The organism is Microbacterium sp. G2-16M, assembly GCF_055809115.1.
Map to the genome: position 1 here is coordinate 2,026,243 of NZ_CM147897.1, position 22,639 is coordinate 2,048,881.

Genomic DNA, 22,639 nt, shown 5'->3' on the forward strand with positions numbered 1-22,639 from the left:
GAGGTCACGCCTCCCGGTGGCACAGGCGCCACCGCCCGTTCACCCCGACGACTCCATGCCGTAACCCCGGCTTGGCACGATCTGTGCACGCCAGCAACACCGGACGACGTCGGGAGTCGAAGTGCACAGACCCATCGCGACGGTCATCCTGCCTGCGAAGGATGCCGGACCCTACATCGGCACCACCCTGGAGACGCTGCTGCGCCAGTTCGACGATCCGGGCGCGCTCAAGCTCGTGGCCATCGACGACGGCTCCCGGGACGAGACCGGCACGCACATGCGGCATTATGCGGAGCGATTCGGCCACGCCCAGCTGATCACGAACCCCGAGCCGATCGGCCTGGCCAGCGCCCGCAATCAGGGTCTGGCCCACGTGGAGGGCGATTTCTTCTGCTTCGTCGACGGCGACGACTGGATGCAGCCGCTTCGGCTGCAGACCCTGGTCGACGCCGTGCGCGCGCTCGGCTGCGACTTCGTGCGCACGGACCACGTGACCGTCACGGGGCGCCGCCGGGCGCTCGTGAAGGCGCCGTTCACCTGGCGCAATCGGGTCTTCTCGCCGCGTGAGGCCATCCTTCCGGCCGACGACTCGACGATGGTCGACTATCCATATGCCTGGGCCGGCATGTTCCACCGCTCGGTGCTCGAGCACGGGCTCGCGGTGTTCCCATCGGGCCTGTTCACGGCCGAGGACCGCCCCTGGATCTGGCGGCTGCACCTGCAGGCGGCATCCTTCGCCCTCGTCGACGCGCCCCACCTGCTGTATCGCCGCGGCATCTCCACCTCGCTGACCCAGGTGCGCGATCGGCGCCAGCTGGACTTCACGCGCGCGTTCGGGCAGGTCATCGACATCGTCGAGACGGATGCCGAGGCCGCCCGGTTCGTCCCGAAGGTGGTCGCGACCGTGCTGGCGGTCGGCTCGCGCCACCTGGTGCGGGCGCGTTCCATGTCTCCCGAGCTGCGCCGCGAGCTGCGCGACGGCATGAGCGCGCTGCTGGCCCGGCTGCCCCACGACGCGCTCGTCCGCGCGCTGCCACGCCTGAGCGAGCCGCGGCGGCGGGTGCTGGCCGGACCGCTGCGCAAGGCGGTCACCGCATGATCCAGCTGTTCGCTCTGCATACCGCGTACGGGCTGATGACCGCGGTCTCGGCCATCGACGAGGGGCTGGTCGAGCCGGCCGACGAGCGCATCCTGGTGCCGATCAACTCCGCCGCCGTCCCCGAGATCCACCGCGGGCTGGACGAGGCCCCGCACCTGCGACCGCTGCTGAGCCGGTTCGACCGGATCGAGCCGCTGACCGCACTGCTGTCGCCGCTGCATCCCACCGGATGGTCGCCGCGCGAGCAGGAGCTCCCGCTGCTGGAGCGGCTGTTCCGGCGTGCGTGGGGGCTGGGCGAGGAGCCGCTGCATGTGTTCGTGCAGACCCCGCAGGTCGCCCCGACCCGCATCTTCCTGTCGATGTTCTCGCGGGCGACGCTGTCGATCATCGGCGACGGGCTGATGACGTACTCGCCGATCCGCAGTCGGATGCCGCGCTCGGTCGTCGAGCGCGTCGAGAGCGTCGTGTACGCCGACGTGGTGCCCGGGATCGAGCCGCTGCTGTTCGATCAGGCCGCCCGCATCCCGGTCCCGGCGGCGGCGTTCGCCCGGGCGATCGCCGAGGTCGACGAGGCGACGACGGATGCCGAGCTCCAGCTGCTCGCCCGGGATCCGGCCAGCACCGCCCTGGTGCTCGGCCAGTACCTGACCGCGCTGGAGATCGTCTCGGCCGGCGAGGAGCTGGCGATGCAGGAGGAGATGATCGATCGCGCCTGCGACTGGGGCGTGGAGCGGGTGGTGTTCAAGCCGCACCCGTCGGCACCGCCCGCGCTCACCGACGCCGTCCGGGCCCGCGCGCTGCAGCGAGGCGTCGCGTTCACGACCTACGGCGGCGACGTCCCGGCCGAGGTCGTGGCCGTGCGCCTGAGCGCCGTCGGGGTCGCCGCCGGGTTCTCCACCGCGCTGCCGACCGTGCAGGCGCTGGCCGGCACCCCGATCGCCGCCGTGGGCAACGACGTCGTGCTGGAACGGCTGGCCCCGTTCGAGAACGGCAATCGCATCCCGGCGACCATCGTCGACGCGCTCACCCGCCCGGGTTCGCCGTTCGCGGCGACCGGCGAGCTGCAGCTGCTCGTCGACGCCGTCGGGTACGCGATGCAGCCGCGCATCGCCGAGCAGCTGCGGCCGCGGGCCGAAGAGCTGCTGGCCCGGATCAGCCCGGCCGAGCGCACCCGATACTTCTCCGCGGCACGGCTGGCCCAGCTCGGACTGCCCGGGGCGACCCGGCTGGGCCGCCTGACCTGGACGCTGCGCGGCACCGGCGGCTACGGTCGCGCGGACGAGGCGCGACTGGCGGTGCGCGGGTTCCGCCGCCGCTGCCAGCGCGCGTGGCGGGCGGTGCGCGGGCGATGACCGGGATCGTCGCGGCGATCATCCCCGCCCGCGGCGGGTCGAAGGGCGTGCCGCGCAAGAACGTCCGCCCGGTGGGCGGCGTGCCGCTGATCGCCCGCGCCGTGCGGGCGGCCGCCGCCGCGAGCGGCATCGACCTGGTGGTGGTCTCCACCGACGACGACGAGATCGCCGCGGTCGCGGCCGAGGCCGGGGCGCGCGTCATCCGCCGCCCGGCCGAGCTGTCCGGCGACACCGCCTCGAGCGAGACCGCGGTGCTGCACGCGATGGACGAGCTCGAGCGCTCCGGCGCCCGGCTCGAGGTCGTGGTCTTCGTCCAGGCGACATCCCCCTTCCTCCCGACGGACGGGATCGCGGCTGCCGTGGCCGGCATCCGCTCCGATCGCTGGGACTGCGCGTTCTCGGCCCACGAGTCGTTCGCCTTCGTGTGGCGACGGACGGACGACGGGGATGCCGCAGCCGTCGGGCACGAGGCATCCCACCGCCCCCGCCGGCAGGACCGCGAACCGCACTACGTCGAGACCGGCGCGTTCTACGCCTTCGGCGCGGACGGGTTCCGCGCCGCCCGGCACCGGTTCTTCGGGCGCATCGGCATCGTCGAGGTGCCCGAGCGCACCGCGATCGAGATCGACGACGAGGATCAGCTGGCCGTGGCATCCGCCCTGGCCGGACTGCTGGATGCGCCCGAGCCGATCACGGCACGGGCGGTGGTCACGGACTTCGACGGCGTGCACACCGACGACACCGTGCAGGTCGATCAGGACGGGCGCGAGCAGGTGCGGGTCAGCCGTGAGGACGGCATGGGGGTCGCGCTGCTGCGCACCGCCGGCATCCCGCTGCTCATCCTGTCCACCGAGACCAACCCGGTGGTGCGCGCCCGCGCGGCCAAGCTCCGGGTCCCCGTCATCCACGGCTCGGCCGACAAGGCGGCGGCGCTGCGCGCGTGGGCGGCGGATGCGGGCATCCCGCTGGCCGAGATCGCCTACCTCGGCAACGACGTGAACGACCTCGGCGCAATGGCGCTGGTCGGCTGGCCGGTGGCCGTGGCCGACGCCCACCCGCAGGTGCGCGCCCGGGCACGGGTCGTGCTCACCAGACGCGGCGGGCACGGGGCCGTTCGCGAGCTGGTCACCCGCGTGTTGGGCACCTGACGGCATCCGTCCCTCCGGGCGACACCCCCGCGTTGCGCGGCGTTCACCGACGCCGCGGAACCTGAAGCCAAGGACAGCGAAGGGACTGAGATGACCGTCAGCATCGGCACGCACGTCATCGGAGGCGGACACCCCGTCTACGTGATCGCAGAGATCGGCCTCAACCACAACGGCGACGTCGAGATCGCCAAGCGACTGATCGACGTCGCCGCCCACGCGGGCGCGAACGCGGTGAAGTTCCAGAAGCGCACGCCCGAGATCTCCACCCCGGCGCACATGCGCGACACGCCGCGGGAGACCCCGTGGGGCACCATGACCTACCTGGAGTACCGCTATCGGGTCGAGTTCGAGCGCGAGCAGTACATCGAGATCAGCGACTACGCCACGATGGCGGGGCTCGACTGGTTCGCCTCTCCGTGGGACGTGCCCTCGGTCGCGTTCCTCGAGGACCTGAACGTCGTCGCGCACAAGGTGGCCTCGGCCAGCCTGACCGACCTCGAGCTGCTCACCGCGCTGCGCGAGACCGGCAAGCCGGTGATCCTGTCCACCGGGATGTCGACGATCGAGCAGATCGACACCGCCCTGCAGACCCTGGGTGGGGAGCGGGTCGTGCTCATGCACGCCACCTCGACCTACCCGATGGAGCCGGCAGAGGCCAACCTCAAGACCATCGCGACCCTCCGCGACCGGTACGCCGGCATCCCGGTCGGCTACTCCGGGCACGAGCGCGGCCTGCAGATCTCGGTGGCCGCCGTCGCCCTCGGCGCGGTCGCGGTCGAGCGCCACATCACGCTGGACCGCACCATGTGGGGCTCGGACCACGCCGCCTCGCTCGAGCCGGCCGGCCTCGAGCACCTGGTGCGCGACATCCGCGTCCTCGAAGAGGCGCTCGGCGACGGTGTGAAGCGCGTGTTCCCGGGCGAGCTGGCCCCGATGGCGAAGCTGCGCCGCGTCCCGGCATGATCACCGCCGTCCAGCGATCCGCGGCGCACCGCCTGGGCGGGACGCCGGACCGATCCACGAGGCACCGTCCCGGCGCAGAGCCGGGGCGGTGCACCCGTCTGCAGGTGGTCGCGATCGCCGACGCCGACTCGTACGTGAAGTGGGCGGGCGCCATGCTCGACACCCTCCCGGACGTCGACCGGCGGATGCTGATCGTGCGCACGCCGCTCACGGTGAGCGAGGATCAGCAGGCGATCGCGCTGGACGGGACGCGGCTGGGCGAGGCGAGGCTGGGCGAGATCGGGCTGGATGGGACGGAGGGCGCGGCGGGTTCGACGGACGCCGTGCTCCGCGTCGCGCACGGTGAGCTGGCGGCGCGACTGGCCCAGCTGCGGGCGGATGTCGTGGTCATCGCCGGACGCGGGCCGTTCGTCCGGCTGGTCCAACGCGAGGTCGACCGGCTCGCACAGCGCCCGGTCGTGGTGACCGGACTGCCCGGGATCTCGATCCCCGCGCAGCGCGGCGCGGTGCAGTACCGGCGGCACTCGGACCTCGTGGTGGTGCACTCGCTGCGCGAGGTGCGGGCCTTCCGTGAGCTGAGCCGCCGGATCGGCGCGGACCTCGAGCTCGGGCTGGCGACCCTGCCGTTCGCACGGGCCTCGTCGGCTGCGGCATCCGGCACCGATCTCGTGTTCGCCGCCCAGGCCATCGTGCCGCGCGAGCCGGAGCAGCGCCGTGCGATCGCCGACATGCTGCGCGCCGCGGCGAGGGCCGATCCGTCCCGGCGGGTGGTGCTCAAGCTGCGCTCGCGGCCCGAGCAGGGCGAGACCGAGACGCACTACGAACGGCTGCGACTGGCCGACCTGCTCGCGGACCGCCCCGACAACCTCGTCCTGTCGTACGAGCCGATGCACCGCGTCCTCGATCGGGCCGAGGGGCTGGTCACGGTCAGCTCGACGGCGGCGATCGAGGCCATGGCGCGCGGCGTGCCGGTGATCGCGCTGGCCGCGTTCGGCGTGCGCAAGACGCTGCTGAACACGGTGTTCCGCGGCAGCGGCCTGCTCGGAGACGCCGACGACGTGATCGCACGCCGGTTCCGGCATCCCCACCCGCTCTGGATGCGCGACAACTACTTCCACGACCCCGCCGACTCGACCTGGTGGGACCGGGTCCGGGAGCTCGTCGAGCTGCGTCGGCGCGGGCTCCTTCCGGCTCGGCCGGTGCCGACGCCGCGCGGAGGCGCGCTGCACGCCGCGTTCGAGCGGAAGGCCGTGCTCGGCCACGAGGACCGCACACTGTCCGGCGCGGTCGCGCTCGCGATCGGCACCCCGCTGGCGGGCGGCCTCATCCGCCTGCGCCGGGCGCGGCAGCGCGGCCGGGCGCTGTCCTGGACCGACGACGCCACCGACATCACCGTGACCCCAGCCCTCTACCAGGACCCCATCCGCCGCCCCGTGTCGGTCTGAGCGCGCGCGCCCGCGACCCGGGCGCGCCGCGCGCGGGCGCACGCGCCTACCGCGGCCAGCTGTCGGCGAGCTTGGTCAGCAGCGCGGCGAGCTGTGCGCGCTCCTCCGGTGTGAAGTCGGCCAGCGCGTCCTCGACGGCGGCGCGGCGATACCCTCGGAACCCGCGCAGGATCGCGGTGCCCTGATCGGTGATCACGATCCGGGTGCGGCGGGCGTCATCGGGGTCGGCTTCGCGTCGCACGAGCCCGAACTGCACGGACTGCTGCACGAGCCGGGATGCCCGGGGCTGGTCCACGCCGATGCGTTCGGCGATCTCGCCGACCGACAGGGGGGTGGATGCCGCGGCCAGAGCCTCGAGCAGGCGCAGCCGTGCCGGCCCGGCGAAGCGCCCGCGCGGCGATGCCCACGGAGGACCGCCGTGCATGTGCGGATCGAACCCCATCCCGTGGCCGGAGTGCGGCCCCGCGTGCCGGCCGTGCCGCCCGCCCTCCCCTCCCCGGAACGGACCGCCGGGGCCGTGCCCGTGGTGCGGGTGATCGCCGGACTCGTCCTCGAGGTCGCCCTGCTCAGGTCCGTGACGCGGCGGCCGCGGCCCGCGCAGCCGTGCCAGCGCGGCGGCGATCAGCTCGGCAGGGTCTGCGGACGAATCGGATGTCGGGGCCACGACATCCAATTTACATGCAACTTGACATGTAAGGTCATCGCATGTCACACTGCATATACATGTTATCTGACATGGACTGCTTCGGCAGCCTGACGGCCGCGTTCATGCGACCGCACCGAAAGGACCAAGAGATGAACGAGAACGACACAGACCCGGCGCCCGACGAGGGCGCATCGACCCCGACCGACCGCCGACCGCTGGCTGCATGGCTGCGCCTGGTCGACGCGCTGATCACCCGCGAGTTCACGACGGCTCTCGCCGGCGAGGATGTCTCACGCCGTGACTGGATGCTGCTGAACGCACTGTCCGGCACCGTGGACGCCCCGTGGATGACCGGGCGACTCGCCCACCGCGGCAAGCACGTCCGACGGCTCGCCGAGCGCGGCTGGATCACCACCGCCGACGACGGCGCCTGGCAGCTGACCGAGGACGGCCGAGCCGCCCGCGATCGACTCGCCGAGCGCGTCGACGCCGTGCGGCAGAAGGTGGCCGGCGCGATCGCCCCCGAGCAGTTCGCGCAGCTGCAGGCCTCACTCGAGGCCATCGCCCGCGAGCTCGGCTGGGATGAATCGCAGCCGATGCCCCGCGGTGGCCGCGGCCGTCGACCCGGCTTCGGCGGGACTCATGCGGGGTTCCACCCCGGCTTCGCGCCGGAACGCGGCTTCGGCCGCGGCCATGGCCGCCGGCCCGGTTTCGCGCCGGACGTCCGGCACGACCACGGCCCGTGGCACCACGACCCGGACGGATGCGAGCACGGCCCGCACGCCGGGTGGGGTCGTCACGCCGGATGGGCGCCGGACGCCGAGTGGGACGACCGTGGCTTCGGCCCCGGGCGTCGCGGCTTCGGCCCCGGCCACCACGAGCACCTGCGCACCGAGTTCGAGCGCCGCCACCACGGCGGGCGCGACCACCGTCGCGCCGAGCGCGCGTATGAGCGCGGCTTCGCGGCCGGGTTCAGTTCGGGGCGCACCCCGGGCGCCCCTGCGGAGGAATCCGCGTCGGCCGACTGAGCGGCGACGAGATGGCGGGGCTGGGTCTGCGTGAGCAGGTCCGGCCCCGCCGTCGTCTCGGGCGACGCAGCTCTCCGGTGCAGATCACCCCCGCCCGCGCGGATCAGCCCGCCGTGCCGAGGAAGAGGCCCCCGAACTCGGCCACGCGCGAGGAACGACAGATCGTGCGGTGCGCGCAGCCGAACCGGCAACCCATCGACCGCCTCGACGTGCGTCCGGTCAGCCGCCGAGCGATCCCGCCTCGGAGCGGCCGACATCCGTCACGTGGAAGTTCTGGAACGAACGGGATGCCGTCGGCCCGCGCTGGCCCTGGTACCGGTTGCCGTACGCCCCGGCGCCGTACGGCGTCTCGGCGGCCGACGACAGCTGGAAGAAGCACAGCTGCCCGATCTTCATCCCGGGCCAGAGCTTGATCGGCAGAGTCGCGACGTTCGACAGCTCGAGGGTCACGTGCCCCGAGAAGCCCGGGTCGATGAACCCGGCGGTGGAGTGCGTGAGCAGGCCGAGCCGGCCCAGCGACGACTTGCCCTCCAGCCGCGCGGCGATGTCGTCGGGCAGCGTGATCTGCTCGTAGGTCGAGCCCAGCGCGAACTCACCCGGGTGCAGCACGAACGGCTCGTCGGGGGCGACGTCGATCAGGTGGGTGAGGTCCGGCTGGTCCTCGGCCGGATCGATGAACGGGTACTTGTGGTTGTCGAACAGCCGGAAGTACCGGTCCAGTCGCACGTCGACGCTCGACGGCTGCACCATCTGCGGGAGCCAGGGGTCCAGCGCGATGCGCTCGGATTCGATCTGCAGGCGGATGTCGCGGTCACTGAGCAGCACGAGGTCAGCCTACCGGCGGCGCCCGGTGTGTCCGGCGAGCGTTTCGATGCCGGTCAGCCGGCGAGCGTCGCCCGGGCGAGTTGCAGGGCCACCACCGCGATCCCCGACAGCACGAGCAGCGCGCTGAGGCTGAGTGCGACCACGGCCGGTCCACGGCCGGTGCCGATCTGCGAGGCCCGCCGGCCCGCGACCGCTCCCAGCACGAGGGTGAGGATGCCGCCACCCAGCGCGATCGCCGGGACCGCCCACTCGGGCATCGGGGTCACCCAGGCCATCACGACGGCGATCAGCGAGACCAGTCCGACGATGGCTGCCCAGACCGCGATGCGGTTGCGTTCGACGAGCGGCTCGACGTGCGGGACCGCGGTGCTCCTGCGCGAGACCGCGCTGAGCGGCACGGTGCTGCCCGCGATGGCCGGGACCGCGCTGCGCGGCACCGCGCGCAGAGACGGCGCTGCCTGCTTGACGCGATCGGTCCAGTCCTCGCCGTCCCACCAGCGCAGTCGACTCGGATCGCTGTCGCGGTACCACCCGGCGGGCATTCCCCCGTGCGCGTGCTCCAAAGCCATGTCGTCCCCCAGTTCGACCGTCGCCATCCGCGCGAACTCCCCAGAGCGCGCGCCCCGCGCGACGGCGGGACGTGAATGACTGCCCTTATTGTGCAGCATCCTCGGCTCCGCGTGCAAGCAGCACGTCGCGCGTGTCACGGCTGGGCGGGCGGGCGGGCCGAGTTTGTTATGCTGGCCGAACGCACTCTGTGCGTGCGGGGCTGTAGTTCAATGGCAGAACTTCTGCTTCCCAAGCAGACAGCGCGGGTTCGATTCCCGTCAGCCCCTCCACAGTGAATCCCGGTCACGCGTGAGGTTCCCCGCGCGCCGGAGGGTGAGCATCAGGGGCTGTGCGGGTCTAGTCTGGCGGTGACCGGGAACGGCAGTGTGCTTCCTCTGCTCGACGCCGTTAACCCGCCCGGTCAATGCTGGGTCATTCGTTCCAGCCGGAGCGCCCCGCGCCCGCCTCGCTGTCGAGGCCCGCGTGGGGCGCTTCTGCGATTCACCGCGGTCCGGCCTCGAACCTCAGGATTGGCTCAAGCTGCACGAAATGTCCCCCATTTGGGGGACAAGCGGGATGTATCGTTGGGACCGTTCAAACGCACTGGGGGCGTGAAGGACGAAGGGCACCCGTCACCGGCTGAACCGCTGGGGAGTCTTGGCCGGTGGGTGCCCGGAGTTCTGTCGCGGATCTTGCGTTTGGGTGGGTGCCGTGAACAGACGCCTGACAGCATGTGCCTCACGACACCCACCGGTGCGCTCCGCCACTGGGGCTGCTTCTGCGTCAGAATGCCGGGCGCGATAACCGGCGCAGCCCGACGAGCCACATGACCGCGGCGATCGGCTTGAGCAGGATGAGTTCGCCGAACCGGTAGTCCCGTCCGCGGGCGAGCCGTGCGGCCAGATCCGGCCGCAGCATCCACAGGTACGCGCGCCCCTTCTCAGCGTGCAGCGAATCAGAGACGATCTTGATGGTGCCGGCCGTCTCGATCAGCGGAATCGCGTTGCGGATGTTCTCCTCCGTCGTCCTGCTGCCCCGCTCGAGCAGCAGCGGGCCGGTGTAGTCGAGCTCATCCCGGGCGTAGCGCGCCATCACGTCGGCCTCGGGTGTGCGCCCGGCGACGGCGCCCCCGCACAGCACGAGGACCGACTCCGGCCCGTCGAGCGAGCGGATGCCGGCGCGCACCCGGTAGCGATTCACCAGGTTCGCGCGCCCATCGCGGTTGCCGAATCCGAGCACGACCACCGCCTCGGGCCCCGGCATCCGACCGGTGCCCAGTCGCCGCCGACTGGCCCGCCAGTGCATCAGCTCGCCCCACGCGAGCACGCCCGCGCCGGCCAGCAGCGGGATCGCGAGCAGACGGGCGCGCACACGACCAGGCTACGCGCTCGCGCCCAGGAATTCGTTACCGTCAGTCGTCGTAATAGTGGACGGTCCGGCGGATCTGCTCGGCGAACTGATAGATCTCGTCATTCACGTCAATGGCATGCCGTGTCTCGCTCTTCTCCTCATCGAAGAGACCGATGTAGTGCTGCCCGCCATTGAAGTGCAGCCGAGCGATGGGCTTCCGGTTGTTGTCGTCGAGGAGGACCCCGAAGTAGGACTTGGTGTCGCGCTGAGCGATCCGTACCGCCGGAACTTCACTGCAGGCGATCGCGCGGACGATCTGGTACGCCTCGAGCTCGTCCAACGTCGTCTGGATCCCGCGAGAGTCATCCTCGACCTGCGCCGCGCTCGCCTGCGCGACGCGCTCACTGGCGTCCGAACCGGACACGGAGGCGTCATCACGATCACTGCCATAGCCCTGGGACCCCAACGCGGCCTTGATCCTCTCGTTGACCTGGTCGCTGAGGAACTGCTTCATCGCCTTCCCCACCAACGGTGTGAACTGATCGCGCACACGCTGGGTGAAAGACGCCGAGTAGACGCGAGTCGCGAGGAAGCGCACCCATTCGGCGTCTGGTGTGCGGAACTGTGCGCCGAGCACGCGCTTCAGCTCACCAATGTATTTGAGTTCCTCAGCGGCGCTCACCACCGAGTCGATGTCGAACGCGTCCTTTGTGAGCTTGAGCAGCTCGGGGATGAGGGATTCATCAAGGTCAGTGATGCGCAGCACCAGGAACGGCTTCTCGTCCATCCGGTTCGGAGCGTCGAGGTCCGTGTAGAACTGGTACTCGTCGCCATCGGTGAGAACTGCGATTCGTGCCCGGGCCACGGCGAAGTACCGGAACAGCTGAGAAGCGTGGTTGACGCTCAGCGGAGCGCCGATCTTCTTGCACTCCATGAGGATCTGCACGTCGTCACCCTTGACGATGGCATAGTCGATCTTCTCACCGCGCTTGATGCCGACATCCGCGGTGAATTCAGGCACCACCTCGTTGGGATTGAAGACGTCGTAGCCCAGCACCATCGAGATGAACGGCATGACGAAGGCGTTCTTCGTCGCCTCCTCCGTTTCGATCCCTGCTCGCTGAGCTTCGATCTTCGCAGCGAGACTCTTCAACCTGTCGGCGATTTCCACGTTCTGTTCCCCTCATCGTCATTGATGCGCACGAGAACCGTCCGAGCGCGCTCGGTGCACGTCCCCCGCGAGCCACGGGACTAGCCGCAGCGATCGCGATGTCGCCGGGCACCCCAGTCGCACACAGCGTATCGATAGGTGACCCCAACAGTCGCGTCCGCGGCGCATGTCGCAGAACTCGATCACCGATCGGACCGGCTCCCAGAGGTCCTGGCGCCGCGAGCAGTGTTCCTTCAGGCGAGCGCGGGCTGGGCCACGGTATCCTCCGCCGCCGGCGCCGTGGCGCGACCCACGGCTCACGGTTCACGACCCGCGACCCACGACCGGATTCCCACCCCGCGGCGCGCGCCCCGGCGAGTCGCCGCCGCCCGTGACTCGTCAGAAGTGGTCGTAATTGGTCGGCTCATTGCGACCACTTCTGACGAGTCGGGATCCGCGCTATGGCCCAGCTTGGCCCGCGCCAGCAGTACGGCCCGCCGGCAGCCCGGCCCGCGCCGGCAGCCCGGACCGCGCGCGCCCGCCGTCGGAGCGCCGCGTGCCGTCAGGCGAGCGCGGGCTGGGTCGCAGCATCCTCCGCCGCCACCCGCGCCATGGCCCGCTCGACGGCATCCACGTCGCGTACCGCGCCCTTGTCGGCCGACTGCGCCATCACGGCGTAGGCACGCAGCGCCGCCGAGACGTGGCGCACCCGCGTGCGCGGCCGGTAGCCGCCGGCCTCGAGCAGGGCCTCGCGGCGGGCATCCAGCACGTCGTCGGGCACGTCGAGGGTCAGCGCACGGGTGGGGATGTCGATGGAGATGATGTCACCGTCCTCGACGAGAGCGATCACACCGCCCGACGCCGCCTCGGGCGAGATGTGCCCGATCGACAGGCCCGACGTGCCGCCGGAGAACCGGCCGTCCGTGATCAGCGCGCACTCCTTGCCGAGGCCGCGCCCCTTCAGGAACGACGTCGGGTACAGCATCTCCTGCATGCCCGGCCCGCCCTTGGGGCCCTCGTATCGGATGACGACGACGTCGCCGGGGCCGATCTGCTTGTTCAGGATCTTCTCGACCGCCTCCTCCTGCGATTCGCAGACGACGGCGGGGCCCGAGAACGTCCAGATCGACGGGTCGACGCCGGCGGTCTTCACGACAGCGCCGTCGACGGCGATGTTGCCGCGCAGCACGGCCAGCCCTCCGTCGGTGGAGTACGCATGTGCGACATCGCGGATGCAGCCGGTCGCGGCATCCTCGTCCAGCGCCAGCCAGCGTTCGGACTGGCTGAACGCGCTCGAAGACCGCACTCCGCCCGGGGCGGCGTACCAGACGTCGCGTGCCTCGTCCGAGGCCTTGCCGCCGCGGATGTCCCAGGCATCCAGCCACTCGCCCAGCGAGTCCGCATGCACGGCGTGCACGTTCTCGTCGAGCAGACCGCCGCGGGCAAGCTCGCCGAGGATGGCCGGGATGCCGCCGGCCCGGTGCACGTCCTCCATGTAATACGTGCGCGACCCGGCCACGTTGGGCGCGACCTTGGCCAGGCACGGCACGCGGCGCGACGCCGCGTCGATGTCGTCCAGGCCGTAGGCGACACCGGCCTCGTGCGCCGCGGCGAGCAGGTGCAGGATCGTGTTGGTCGATCCGCCCATCGCGATGTCCATCGCCATCGCGTTGCCGAACGCAGCGGGGGTGGCGATGCTGCGCGGCAGCACCGAGTCGTCGTCCTGGTCGTAGTGGCGGTGCGCGATGTCGACGACGACCTCGCCCGCCCGCTCGTACAGCGCCCGCCGCGCCGTGTGCGTGGCCAGGACCGAGCCGTTGCCCGGCAGGGCCAGGCCCATCGCCTCGGTCAGGCAGTTCATCGAGTTGGCGGTGAACATGCCCGAGCACGATCCGCAGGTCGGGCACGCTGACTCTTCGATGCGCAGGATGTCGGCGTCCGACACGTTCTCGTTCACGGCGTCGCTGATCGCGTCGACCAGGTCGAGGGTGCGCACGGTGCCGTCGACCAGGGTCGCGCGGCCCGATTCCATCGGGCCGCCCGAGACGAACACGGTCGGGATGTTCAGCCGCAGCGCTGCCAGCAGCATCCCGGGCGTGATCTTGTCGCAGTTCGAGATGCACACCAGCGCGTCGGCCTGGTGCGCGTTGACCATGTACTCCACCGAGTCGGCGATGAGGTCGCGGCTGGGCAGGGAGTACAGCATCCCGGAATGGCCCATGGCGATGCCGTCGTCGACGGCGATCGTGTTGAACTCGCGCGCGATGCCGCCGGCGGCATGGATCGCCTCGGAGACGATCCGGCCCACGGGCTGCAGGTGCGTATGGCCGGGGACGAACTCGGTGAAGCTGTTCGCGACGGCGATGATCGGCTTGCCGAAGTCGGCGGCGTCCACGCCGGAGGCGCGCATGAGGGCGCGGGCTCCGGCCATGTTGCGGCCATGGGTGACGGTACGAGAACGCAGGACGGGCATCCTTCGATCTTGGGTGGTAGTGGGATGCCGCACCAGACGGTCTTGGTGCTAGTGGTGTGAGTACTACCCTGAGGGGATGCACGACCCGCGACGCCAAGAGCTGGGCGCCTTCCTGCGCTCCCGTCGCGAGCGACTGGACCGGGCGGCGTGCGGGATGCCGCCAGGCACACGGGGGCGGACGGCCGGCCTGCGCCGCGAAGAGGTCGCGGTCGCGTCCGGGGTGAGCATCACCTGGTACACGTGGCTCGAGCAGGGCCGCGACATCCACCCGTCCCGGCAGGTGCTGTCGGCGGTAGCCGATGCGCTGCGGCTGACCGACGCCGAGCGGCGATACGTGCTGTCGCTGGCGGGATACGCTCCCCCGCGGCCGGCGCACGTCGAGCCCGCGCCCGCGCACGTGCAGCGCCTGATGGATGCCCTCGCCCACCCGGCCTATGCGCTCGCGCCCGACTGGGGCATGGCCGGGTGGAACGCCGCGTACGAGCGGCTATACCCGCGCATCGCGGCGGTGGCCGCAGCCGAGCGGAACCTGCTGTGGCTCGTGTTCACCGACCCGTCGGTGCGCGAACTGCTGGACGACTGGGATGTCACGTCCCGGCGGTTCCTCGCGGAGTTCCGGGCGGAGGCGGGGCGGATGGCCGATCCGTCGAGCGCGCAGCTGGTGCAGGCGCTGAGCGAGGCCAGCCCGGAGTTCCGCACCGGCTGGGAGTCGTACGACGTCGGCGGGTTCGAGTCGCGCGAGCGCGTGTTCCACCTGCCGGACGGCGGGACGGCTACGTTCGAGCACCACCAGCTGCGTCCGTCCGACCGGCTCGACCTGCAGCTGGTGGTCTACACCCCGGTGTGACGCCGCCCGCGGCCCTTCGCCTGGTCGCTGCGCTCCTCGCTCAGGGACCTGACCAGCCCCCAGGTCCAGAGCGAGCGCAGCGCTCAGGGACCTGACCAACCCCCAGGTCGCTGAGCGAGCGCAGCGAGGCGCCAGGACCCGAGACACGCCCCAGCTCAGTGAAGCCCGCCGAGCCACAGGCCGAGCCCGGCCGCGAGCAGGGCGAGCAGCAGCATCCCGAATGCATTCGCGGTCGCGGCTCGCCAGCGCCCCTGCTGGGCGAGCCGGACGGTCTCGAAGCTCGCGGTGGAGAAGGTCGTGTACCCGCCGAGCAGGCCGGTGCCCAGCACGAGCGCCCACGGGCCGAGGCCGGAGGCGAGGCCGGTGACCACGCCGAGCAGGAGCGATCCGGTCACGTTGACCACGGTCGTCCCGACCGGGTACGGGATGCGGGTGGCCGAAGTGATGACGCCGTCGAGCATCATCCGCCCAGCCGCGCCGATGCCGCCGGCGACCGCCACGCAGAGGGCGAGCAGCACCGGGCTCATCCGCGGCCCGTCCGTGCGCCCAGGGCTCCCCGTGCGCCCAGCGCGATGCCGGCGACGGATGCCGCGGCTCCCACGATCACGGTGACCAGCGCATATGCGACCCCCAGCCACGGCCGGTCGGCGGCGAACAGCCCGTCGGCGCCGACGGCGAATGTCGAGTAGGTGGTGAAGCCGCCCAGGATCCCGGTGCCGGCGAACAGGCGCAGCATCCGCCGCCGGCCCGCATCCGGTCCGCCGCGCCCGAGCGCGGACAGCAGCCAGCCCAGCGCGAACGCACCGACGACGTTGATCAGGAGGATCGGCACCGGCATCCCGCCCCATTCGGGCAGCACCAGCGACAGCAGGTACCGGGCGAGTGTGCCGATCGCGCCGCCGGCGATCACGAGTCCGATCGCCGACCAGCGCAGGTGCACGGGACGAGGGGCGGATGCCGCGGCCTGAGGATCCGGCCCGCTCACTCCCCCGGCATCCATTCGCCGTCGGTCACCGGACGCAGCGGCACCACGAGCACGGGGCGGTGCTGCCGGTGGGCGAGGTGACTGGCGACCGAGCCCTGGAAGAACTCGCGCAGCGTCTCACGCACGGTGGCCTCACGGGTGCCGACCACGATGTAGCGGGCGTCGACCGCGTCGGCGAGCCGGCCGAGCGCATGGCCCGGATCCCCGGCCAGCTCGCGGCCCACCCAGGCCACGCCCGAGCCGGCGAGCACCTCGTCGATGTGCGCGGCCAGCGCGGCGTCGAACCCGCCCTCGCGCTCGTCCGGCAGGTCGGGGTCGATCGAGCGGGTCAGCACCGACCCGTCCAGGTGCTCGCCGACCGTGTACCGCTCGAGGTCGACGTGCGCGCAGACCAGGTCGACGTGCAGGTCACGGGCCAGGCGGGCGGCCTCGTGCAGCACGGCATCGGGCAGGCCCGGCTGCACGCCGACCAGGATGCCGCCGCGCGGACCCTTCTCGCTGTCATCCATGTCGGCTCTCCCTCCTGCCGCCATTGTCCCAGCCCCGGCGCGTCATCGGGGCATGCGCGCGGGCAGGTTCCCGGCCGAGACCACAACCCACCCCCCGTGGTCCCATCGCAGCTCGGACCACGATCCGGTCGGGATCTCGGGGTTCTGCTCCGGTGCGAGCAGGTGCACCACCGGCCGGATCACGGCGTCGTGCGAGACGATGACCACTCCTCGGTCGTCCTGCCGCGCCGCGTCCATGGCCGGCCGCACGCGTGCGAGCACGGTCTCGGTGGGCTCCACTCCGGGCGCGGCATCCACCGATCCGAACTGTGCCACCACCGCGGCACGCTCGTGCCCGGTCCATGGACCGTAGTCGCGGTCGTTGAACCGAGGATCGGCATCGGCGCTCACCCCGAAACGCGTGGCGATGACTCCGGCTGTGGTGACGGCCCGCCCGAGCGGGCTGGAATACACGGCAGCGACATCCCGCCCTGCCAGCGCGTTCGCGACCGCCTCTGCCTGGGTCACGCCGATCTCGTCCAGCGGCGGGTCGGCGAGACCGCGCAGCCGGTCCTGTGCGTTCAGCACCGTGCGGCCGTGGCGGACGAGGAAGAGGGATGTCGTCATCGGGCCGCTCCGTTCGCGAGGCCGTACGGGATGCCGGGGACATCGGCTTCGATCTCCATCAGCCGGTTGTACTTCACGACGCGTTCCCCGCGCGCCGGGGCACCGGACTTGATCTGCCCGACACCGGTACCGACGACGAGATCGGCGATGAACGCGTCCGCCGTCTCACCCGACCGATGCGAGACCATGCACGCCATGGCATGCTCGCGTGCGACGGCGATCGCGTCCAACGTGCCCGAGACCGTGCCGATCTGGTTGGGCTTGATCAGCACCGCGTTCGACCAGTAGCTGAGCGCGCCTTCCTCGATGCGTCGGGCGTCGGTGACGTACAGGTCGTCACCGACCAATTGAGTGCGGCGTCCGAGAGCGTCGAACATCAGCCGCCAGCCCTCGTGATCGTCCTCGGCGAACCCGTCCTCGATGCTGCGCAGCGGATACCGGTCGAGCAGCTGGACATAGTAATCGACCAGGTCGTCCCGGCCGATCACCTCACCGTCCACGCGATAGCGGCCATCCCCGAGGAAGAAACCGTTCGCGGCCGGGTCGATCGCGATCGCCACCCGGTCCACCGCGGCCGTGGCCCCGGCATCCGCGATCGCGGACACGAGCAGGTCGAGCGCCTCGTGCGGGTTGGCCAGGTCGGGCGCGAACCCGCCCTCATCGCCCAGCCCCGCCGTGCCGAACCGCTGCTTCACGCGGGCGGCGAGCGCGTGGTACACCTCGGCGCCGGTCTCGACGGCCTCCTCTTCGGTCGCCGCCCCGACGGGCGCGATCATGAACTCCTGGAAGTCGAGCGGATTGGCCGCATGCGCGCCCCCGTTGAGCACGTTGAAGTGCGGCACCGGCATCCGCTCCGCGCTCCCGGCGAGCTGTGCGAGCCATACGTGCACGGGTGCACCGGCAACATGCGCGAACCCGCGAGTGGCCGCGATCGATACGGCGACGACGGCGTTGGCGCCCAGGCGCGAGAAGTTGCCGGTGCCGTCGAGCTCGCCCATCGCGGTGTCCAGTTCACGGATCGACCTCCACGACCTCGACGCGAGCATATCCGCGAGTTGCCCGGTCACGGAGGCCACCGCACCGCGGACGCCGCGGCCGGAGAACGCCTCTCCCCCGTCGCGGAGCTCGACGGCCTCGAACTCGCCCGTCGAAGCGCCGGCGGGGGCGGATGCCTCGACCACCGCACCGTCGGCGAGCACGAGCCGCACCGCGACGGTCGGGTACCCACGAGAGTCCAGGATCTGTCGCGCCGCGACGGATGCGATCGTCAGGGACTGGTCAGTGGTCATGTGCTTCTCCTTCGAATTGCGCCCTCCGGGCGGATGAACACGGATGCCGTGACGGCCAACACCATCCACGCCGCTGCATAGCCGAAGGCGGCGGCCGCACCGACCACGGTGTAGAGGATCCCGGCGACCACGGTCGCCACGACGTCACCGGCCGCTTGAATGCCGCCGAGCACGCCGTACCCACTGCCGCGCAGCCGGTCGGGGAGGATCCCGGCGACCAGTGCCGACTCGGCGGTCTCGGCCAGGCCGATCCCCGCCCCCGCCAGCACGAAGCCGCTCGCCAGTCCGAGCACCCCCGACACGTCCGTGGCCAGCAGGAGGTATGCCAACACGTACAGGGCGGCGCCCGTGGCGAACACCCGGCGCGGACCGTTGCGATCCAGCCACGCGCCACCGCCGAGGGCGACGGCCGCGGCGACGGCGTTGTGCCCGGCGTACATCAGGATCGCCAGCGATGCCGCCCCGGCCACCCCCAGTGTGGCCAGTGCATCAGTGGCACGGAGAATCAGCAACGTCGTCGCGAGATTCCCGCACTCGAACAACACCACCGGCAGCATCGGCCGGACCAGTCCCGCGGCGCGCAGTCCCGCGACATCCAGGCGCGCGCGCTGCTTCTGCGGGTTCCCGTCGCTTCGGCGCGCGGCGCGGGCGGCCACGGTGATCGCCGCGGCGGCCAGGAGCCCCGGTATCAGCGACACCCACATCGTGGGACGGATGCCGATCCAGCCGACGAGGACGGCTGCCAGCAGGGGCCCGGCGACCGCCCCGAGGTTATCGCCGGCCCGCTCGACTCCGAACGCACGCCCGTAGCGACCGTCGATCGCGATCGAGCTGAGCAGGGCATCGCGGGCGGGAGACCTGACGCCCCGCGCGGTCCATGCGACCACCCGCAGCACGCCGGCCTGCCAGACCGCGGTGGCCAGCCCGATGGCCGCCGTCGCCACGGCGGTGACTAGATATCCGCCGGTGGCCAGCGTGCGTCGTCGACCGGCGTCGTCGGCGAACGGCCCACTGATGACTTTGGCCAGTCCGGTGCTGGCGTCGCTGATGCCTTCGATGACGCCGAGTGCGGCTGCGGAGCCGCCCAGCGTGCTGGTGATGAACGAAGGCAGCAGGCTCGTGACGATCTCGTGCCCGGTGTCGGAGAAGAAACTGGTCGCCCCGACCGCCCACACCCCGGCCCCGTTCCGTTTCCGCACGAGTGCGCGTTCCCCTCGGACGGGACCGGGGCGGTCCGGCCGGGCGCCGTCACGCCTGGGCAAGGCGCGTCCCGAAGACACGGTCGTACAGGTCGACGCCGAAGCTCGTGGGAAGGGGTGGGCCGGCCTCGAGACGGTAGCTGCGTGAGCCGTCCGTGTCCCGCGGCGCGCGCAGGAACTCGGCGCCTGTCCCGTCGGTCTGGACCGTGTGCGCGAAGTCGTACATGTGCGTCACATAGCGCACGCGCACTCCGGCATGGACCAGGGCGGAGGTCACGTCCAACGCGATCTGCGAGCCCTCCGCCTCGTTCGTGGACGCGAAGGACTCGTTGCACAGCAGCAGGTCGCCCGCGCGGAGGGTATCGATCAGCGTGCTCATCCGGTCCAGTTCCTCGTCGAGCTTGCCGTGTGTGAGGTTCTCGTCCTCTTCGCGCGTCCAGTGCGTGAGCACCCGGCCCACCACCGGGGCGGAGAACGCCGTGGCCGCGACGAACAGACCGGACTGTGCCATCAGCTGGGCGACGCCGAGCGCCCGCAGGAAGGTGGACTTGCCGCCATGGTTGGCGCCGGTGATCACCAACAGGCTGCCGTCGTCGAGGGCGAGGTCATTTCCCACCGGCGCGCGCTGCGCGCGCAGCGCGAGACACGGGTCGCACAGTCCCTGGGCCCGAGTCGGCCCGTCGGCCGCGACATCCGGCACGCACTGCGGCACGCCCAGCTCGGCGAGCGCATCGTGCAGCGCGGCGGCGGCGAGGTAGAAGCCGAGTTCGACGCGCAACGTCCGGAAGAACCCCATCACGTGGTCGACGGATGCGGTCGCCGCCTCCGCGACGGCGCCCAGGCTCCGTTCACGCAGTTCGCCCAGCGCTTGGAAGCCGGCCTCGTCGCGCTCGGGAATGGTGAACGAGTAGTACGGGCGCAGCAGCGGTGTGCGGTCGAAGATCCTGCGGTTCTCACGCTTGGCGCGACGAAGCACCTGCCCGATGACCTGCCCGTCGTGGCCGAGCCGCGCGCTCATCATCAGTCCCTGCCCGAACGACAGCTCCTTCAGCTGGGACCGCAGACGTTGCATGTAGTCCGCGTCGAGTTCGGCTGCCACGACCCGGAACATGTCGGTGAACGCGGGTGAGCGGAACGTCGGAGCGATGCGCGCGCACAGCTCATGCAGTCGCTCCAGCCGGTCCGTGAGCGCGGTGAGCATCCGCACGGCGTGCGACAGCGACAGCTCGGGACGTCCGCGCACCGGCATCATCAGGATGCCGCGCTGCACCGAGATCGCATCGATCGCCACCGCAGACAGCTCGGCGGCGGCATCCGGTTGAGCGAGCACGTCGGCGAGCGCACGCTGCCGGTACCGGACGACGTCCGAGTCGGTGACGGGGTGCAACGTGACGGTGCGGACGACATCGTGCAAGAACCGGTCGCCGCCCGCCATGGCGTTCCACAGCATGTCCAGTTCGAGGTCGCGGCGCAGGTCGTCGGCGAATTCCGGGTCCGCGGCATCCGGATCGATGTCCCGCTGCGGGTCGAGCAGTCGCACCTTCATGAGGTCGCCTCCCTCGCGGCCGCGTCGGCGTCCTCGGTCATCCGCTTCTGAATCTGCTCCGCGGTCAGCCCGTGCACGGCCGCGAGCGCCCGCGCGTACGCGCGGCCGTCCGCGACCCGCCGCTCGACCCGGAATGTGCGCACGGCGAGGTCGGCGGGGTCGACGGTGCTCACCATCGACACGGTGCGCTCGTCGAGCCGCGACAGCTCGTCGATGAACGTGACGCACACGGCGAGTGCGTCGCGGTCGAGGACGCGCTGCAGGATGTCGCGGGTGAGGATCCGCGCATCCTGCAGGGCGGTCGAGGAGAACACCTCGTTGAGCACGAGCGCGGTGCGGTCGGTCGCGCTCTGCAGCATCCCGTGCATCCGGTCGATCTCGGCACCGAGCCGGCCGGCCAGATCGTCCAGCTGCTCCTCCCGTTCGAACGCGGTGAGCACCTGGTCGCACAGGAACACACGTGCGCCGGTGCCCGGGACGGGGCATCCGATCCCCGCCAGATGGTGCAGCTGCCCGAATGTGCGCGCGGTCGTGGTCTTGCCGCCCTGATTCGGACCGGAGATCACGAGGACGCGCTCACCACCCGTCAGGTGAAGGTCGTTGCACACGACCGGCGCGCTCTTGGCCGTGAGCTCCGCGGCAAGGGCGAGGTCGAACGTGTCGGTGGCCGCGAGCTCCTTCGAGGAGGCCGACACCTCCGGCATGCACAGCGGGAGTCCGACGGCCCGCAGCGGGGCGACGAAGTCCAGATACGCCAGATAGAACCAGATCTCGGCGGTGAACCGGGCGATCACCGCGTCACGGTACCCGGCGCTGGACTGCACGAACCGGGTGAGACGGTCGGCATCGGCACGGTGCACCTGGGCGACCCTCTCCAGCACCCACGCCTGGACATGATCCAGCCCCCGGTTCGGGAGGTACCCGGATGCCGCGACGTCCACGTCCGCGGGACGGAACCGGGCGAACGTGGCCAGGACCTCAGCGCGCAGATCGGTCTCGTCATCGGTGTGCGCGACGCTCAGACGCGCCCCGCGGATCAGGACGTTGTAGTCGAGCGCGTCGAGGCGCTCCCGACATTCATGCGCCTCATCGGCGAGCGCGACGAACGACGAGGACGCCGCCATCTCGCTCACGTATCGGGTGAACCCGCGCAGGCCGTCGGATGCTTCCGCTGCCGGGCAGGCGGGGAGGTCTGCGGACAGCGCCCGGACGGCGTCCGTGTACGCGATCACCGCCGTCAGCCGCCACAGCTCACCCTCGTACGGATAGTGCGGGTGGGCCGCCGCCCCATCGGCGATATCAGCGCGGCCCACGGCCTGCAGGAACGCGTCGATCGCGCGGCGTGTGTCCGGATCCTCGAGGGCACGGAACACGCCCTGCCGGTAGTGCACCTCGTCTTCGTCCCCGCACAATGTGCGAAACGCGTCGGCGGCCGCCGGTGCCTTCTCGATCGTGCGGGCGAACACGTGGTCCAGGGCCAGGTCGTGCAGGACATCGTCGGCCGTGCGGCGCCCCTCCGACGGCGATGCCGCATCGCTCGGCGCCAGAATCGTGCGGAACGGAGGCGGGACGTCGGCTTCCGGGGGCGTGGACGTGGTCGTGTCGTGGGGACTGCTGATCGCGGACACCG

The 22,639-nt window shown here is 71.3% G+C and carries 21 protein-coding genes and 1 tRNA gene; 8 read left to right on the forward strand and 14 right to left on the reverse strand.

The features are described 5' to 3' along the window. The first annotated feature begins 121 nt into the window (after positions 1-121). From AC0L6F_RS09605 to AC0L6F_RS09625, 5 genes are all read left to right on the forward strand, one after another. Positions 122-1,099: a glycosyltransferase family 2 protein gene (locus AC0L6F_RS09605; protein WP_473537701.1), complete on the forward strand. Its 978-nt coding sequence runs from the start codon at positions 122-124 to the stop codon at positions 1,097-1,099. Further along, entirely contained in the window at positions 1,096-2,451 is a 1,356-nt protein-coding gene (locus tag AC0L6F_RS09610) for a polysialyltransferase family glycosyltransferase (protein ID WP_473537702.1), read from the forward strand. Before AC0L6F_RS09605 ends, AC0L6F_RS09610 begins: the two co-directional genes overlap by 4 nt. Next, positions 2,448-3,599 carry a cytidylyltransferase domain-containing protein gene (locus AC0L6F_RS09615; protein ID WP_473537703.1) on the forward strand — a complete coding sequence of 384 codons (1,152 nt, stop codon included), beginning with the start codon at positions 2,448-2,450 and terminating at the stop codon, positions 3,597-3,599. The genes AC0L6F_RS09610 and AC0L6F_RS09615 overlap by 4 nt, the downstream gene beginning before the upstream one ends. 90 nt (positions 3,600-3,689) lie before the next feature. Next, positions 3,690-4,562, forward strand: coding sequence for an N-acetylneuraminate synthase family protein (locus AC0L6F_RS09620; RefSeq protein ID WP_274636339.1), 873 nt, complete (start codon positions 3,690-3,692; stop codon positions 4,560-4,562). Continuing rightward, complete coding sequence (locus AC0L6F_RS09625) at positions 4,559-6,007, forward strand: DUF6716 putative glycosyltransferase (protein ID WP_473537704.1); 1,449 nt, start codon at positions 4,559-4,561, stop codon at positions 6,005-6,007. Before AC0L6F_RS09620 ends, AC0L6F_RS09625 begins: the two co-directional genes overlap by 4 nt. A 46-nt stretch (positions 6,008-6,053) precedes the next feature. Here AC0L6F_RS09625 and AC0L6F_RS09630 read toward each other — a convergent pair whose 3' ends face one another. After that, on the reverse strand, positions 6,054-6,671 hold the full coding sequence (locus tag AC0L6F_RS09630; RefSeq protein WP_473537705.1) for a MarR family winged helix-turn-helix transcriptional regulator: 618 nt from the start codon (positions 6,669-6,671) through the stop codon (positions 6,054-6,056). Positions 6,672-6,802: 131 nt separating this feature from the next. On the opposite strand from AC0L6F_RS09630, the gene AC0L6F_RS09635 reads away from it, so the two are divergent. Continuing rightward, positions 6,803-7,681: a MarR family winged helix-turn-helix transcriptional regulator gene (locus AC0L6F_RS09635; RefSeq protein WP_473537706.1), complete on the forward strand. Its 879-nt coding sequence runs from the start codon at positions 6,803-6,805 to the stop codon at positions 7,679-7,681. A gap of 219 nt (positions 7,682-7,900) precedes the next feature. Here AC0L6F_RS09635 and dcd read toward each other — a convergent pair whose 3' ends face one another. Both dcd and AC0L6F_RS09645 read right to left on the reverse strand, forming a co-directional pair. Beyond that, positions 7,901-8,506, reverse strand: a complete 606-nt coding sequence (gene dcd / locus AC0L6F_RS09640; protein ID WP_274636348.1) for a dCTP deaminase — start codon at positions 8,504-8,506, stop codon at positions 7,901-7,903. Positions 8,507-8,559: 53 nt separating this feature from the next. Further along, positions 8,560-9,174, reverse strand: a complete 615-nt coding sequence (locus AC0L6F_RS09645; RefSeq protein WP_473537707.1) for a DUF2510 domain-containing protein — start codon at positions 9,172-9,174, stop codon at positions 8,560-8,562. Positions 9,175-9,271: 97 nt separating this feature from the next. Here AC0L6F_RS09645 and AC0L6F_RS09650 point away from each other — a divergent pair. Beyond that, a tRNA-Gly gene (locus tag AC0L6F_RS09650) sits at positions 9,272-9,345 on the forward strand. 493 nt (positions 9,346-9,838) lie between these two features. Here AC0L6F_RS09650 and AC0L6F_RS09655 read toward each other — a convergent pair. From AC0L6F_RS09655 to ilvD, 3 genes are all read right to left on the reverse strand, one after another. Further along, positions 9,839-10,426: a YdcF family protein gene (locus AC0L6F_RS09655; RefSeq protein WP_473537708.1), complete on the reverse strand. Its 588-nt coding sequence runs from the start codon at positions 10,424-10,426 to the stop codon at positions 9,839-9,841. A 40-nt stretch (positions 10,427-10,466) separates the two neighbouring features. Next, a complete protein-coding gene (locus AC0L6F_RS09660) occupies positions 10,467-11,576 on the reverse strand; it encodes a type I restriction enzyme HsdR N-terminal domain-containing protein (protein ID WP_473537709.1) in 1,110 nt (369 codons plus the stop codon). Between the two features lie 541 nt (positions 11,577-12,117). Continuing rightward, positions 12,118-14,028, reverse strand: a complete 1,911-nt coding sequence (gene ilvD, locus AC0L6F_RS09665; RefSeq protein WP_473537710.1) for a dihydroxy-acid dehydratase — start codon at positions 14,026-14,028, stop codon at positions 12,118-12,120. A gap of 76 nt (positions 14,029-14,104) precedes the next feature. On the opposite strand from ilvD, the gene AC0L6F_RS09670 reads away from it, so the two are divergent. After that, complete coding sequence (locus AC0L6F_RS09670) at positions 14,105-14,875, forward strand: helix-turn-helix transcriptional regulator (protein ID WP_274636352.1); 771 nt, start codon at positions 14,105-14,107, stop codon at positions 14,873-14,875. A gap of 155 nt (positions 14,876-15,030) precedes the next feature. Here AC0L6F_RS09670 and AC0L6F_RS09675 read toward each other — a convergent pair whose 3' ends face one another. The 8 genes from AC0L6F_RS09675 to AC0L6F_RS09710 are packed head-to-tail and all read right to left on the reverse strand — an operon-like array spanning position 15,031 to position 22,637. Next, positions 15,031-15,402, reverse strand: coding sequence for a fluoride efflux transporter FluC (locus AC0L6F_RS09675; protein ID WP_473537712.1), 372 nt, complete (start codon positions 15,400-15,402; stop codon positions 15,031-15,033). Further along, entirely contained in the window at positions 15,399-15,860 is a 462-nt protein-coding gene (locus tag AC0L6F_RS09680; RefSeq protein ID WP_473537713.1) for a fluoride efflux transporter FluC, read from the reverse strand. The genes AC0L6F_RS09675 and AC0L6F_RS09680 overlap by 4 nt, the downstream gene beginning before the upstream one ends. Next, positions 15,857-16,369: a universal stress protein gene (locus AC0L6F_RS09685; protein ID WP_473537714.1), complete on the reverse strand. Its 513-nt coding sequence runs from the start codon at positions 16,367-16,369 to the stop codon at positions 15,857-15,859. Before AC0L6F_RS09685 ends, AC0L6F_RS09680 begins: the two co-directional genes overlap by 4 nt. A gap of 42 nt (positions 16,370-16,411) precedes the next feature. After that, complete coding sequence (locus AC0L6F_RS09690; protein ID WP_473537715.1) at positions 16,412-16,975, reverse strand: histidine phosphatase family protein; 564 nt, start codon at positions 16,973-16,975, stop codon at positions 16,412-16,414. After that, the gene (gene eno, locus AC0L6F_RS09695) at positions 16,972-18,264 is read right to left on the reverse strand and encodes a phosphopyruvate hydratase (RefSeq protein WP_473537717.1); all 1,293 of its coding nucleotides are present in this window, start codon (positions 18,262-18,264) and stop codon (positions 16,972-16,974) included. Before eno ends, AC0L6F_RS09690 begins: the two co-directional genes overlap by 4 nt. Then, positions 18,261-19,463 carry an MFS transporter gene (locus tag AC0L6F_RS09700; protein ID WP_473537719.1) on the reverse strand — a complete coding sequence of 401 codons (1,203 nt, stop codon included), beginning with the start codon at positions 19,461-19,463 and terminating at the stop codon, positions 18,261-18,263. The genes eno and AC0L6F_RS09700 overlap by 4 nt, the downstream gene beginning before the upstream one ends. A gap of 49 nt (positions 19,464-19,512) precedes the next feature. Continuing rightward, a complete protein-coding gene (locus tag AC0L6F_RS09705) occupies positions 19,513-21,009 on the reverse strand; it encodes a MutS-related protein (RefSeq protein ID WP_473537720.1) in 1,497 nt (498 codons plus the stop codon). Beyond that, complete coding sequence (locus tag AC0L6F_RS09710) at positions 21,006-22,637, reverse strand: MutS-related protein (protein ID WP_473537721.1); 1,632 nt, start codon at positions 22,635-22,637, stop codon at positions 21,006-21,008. Before AC0L6F_RS09710 ends, AC0L6F_RS09705 begins: the two co-directional genes overlap by 4 nt. Positions 22,638-22,639 lie beyond the last annotated feature (2 nt).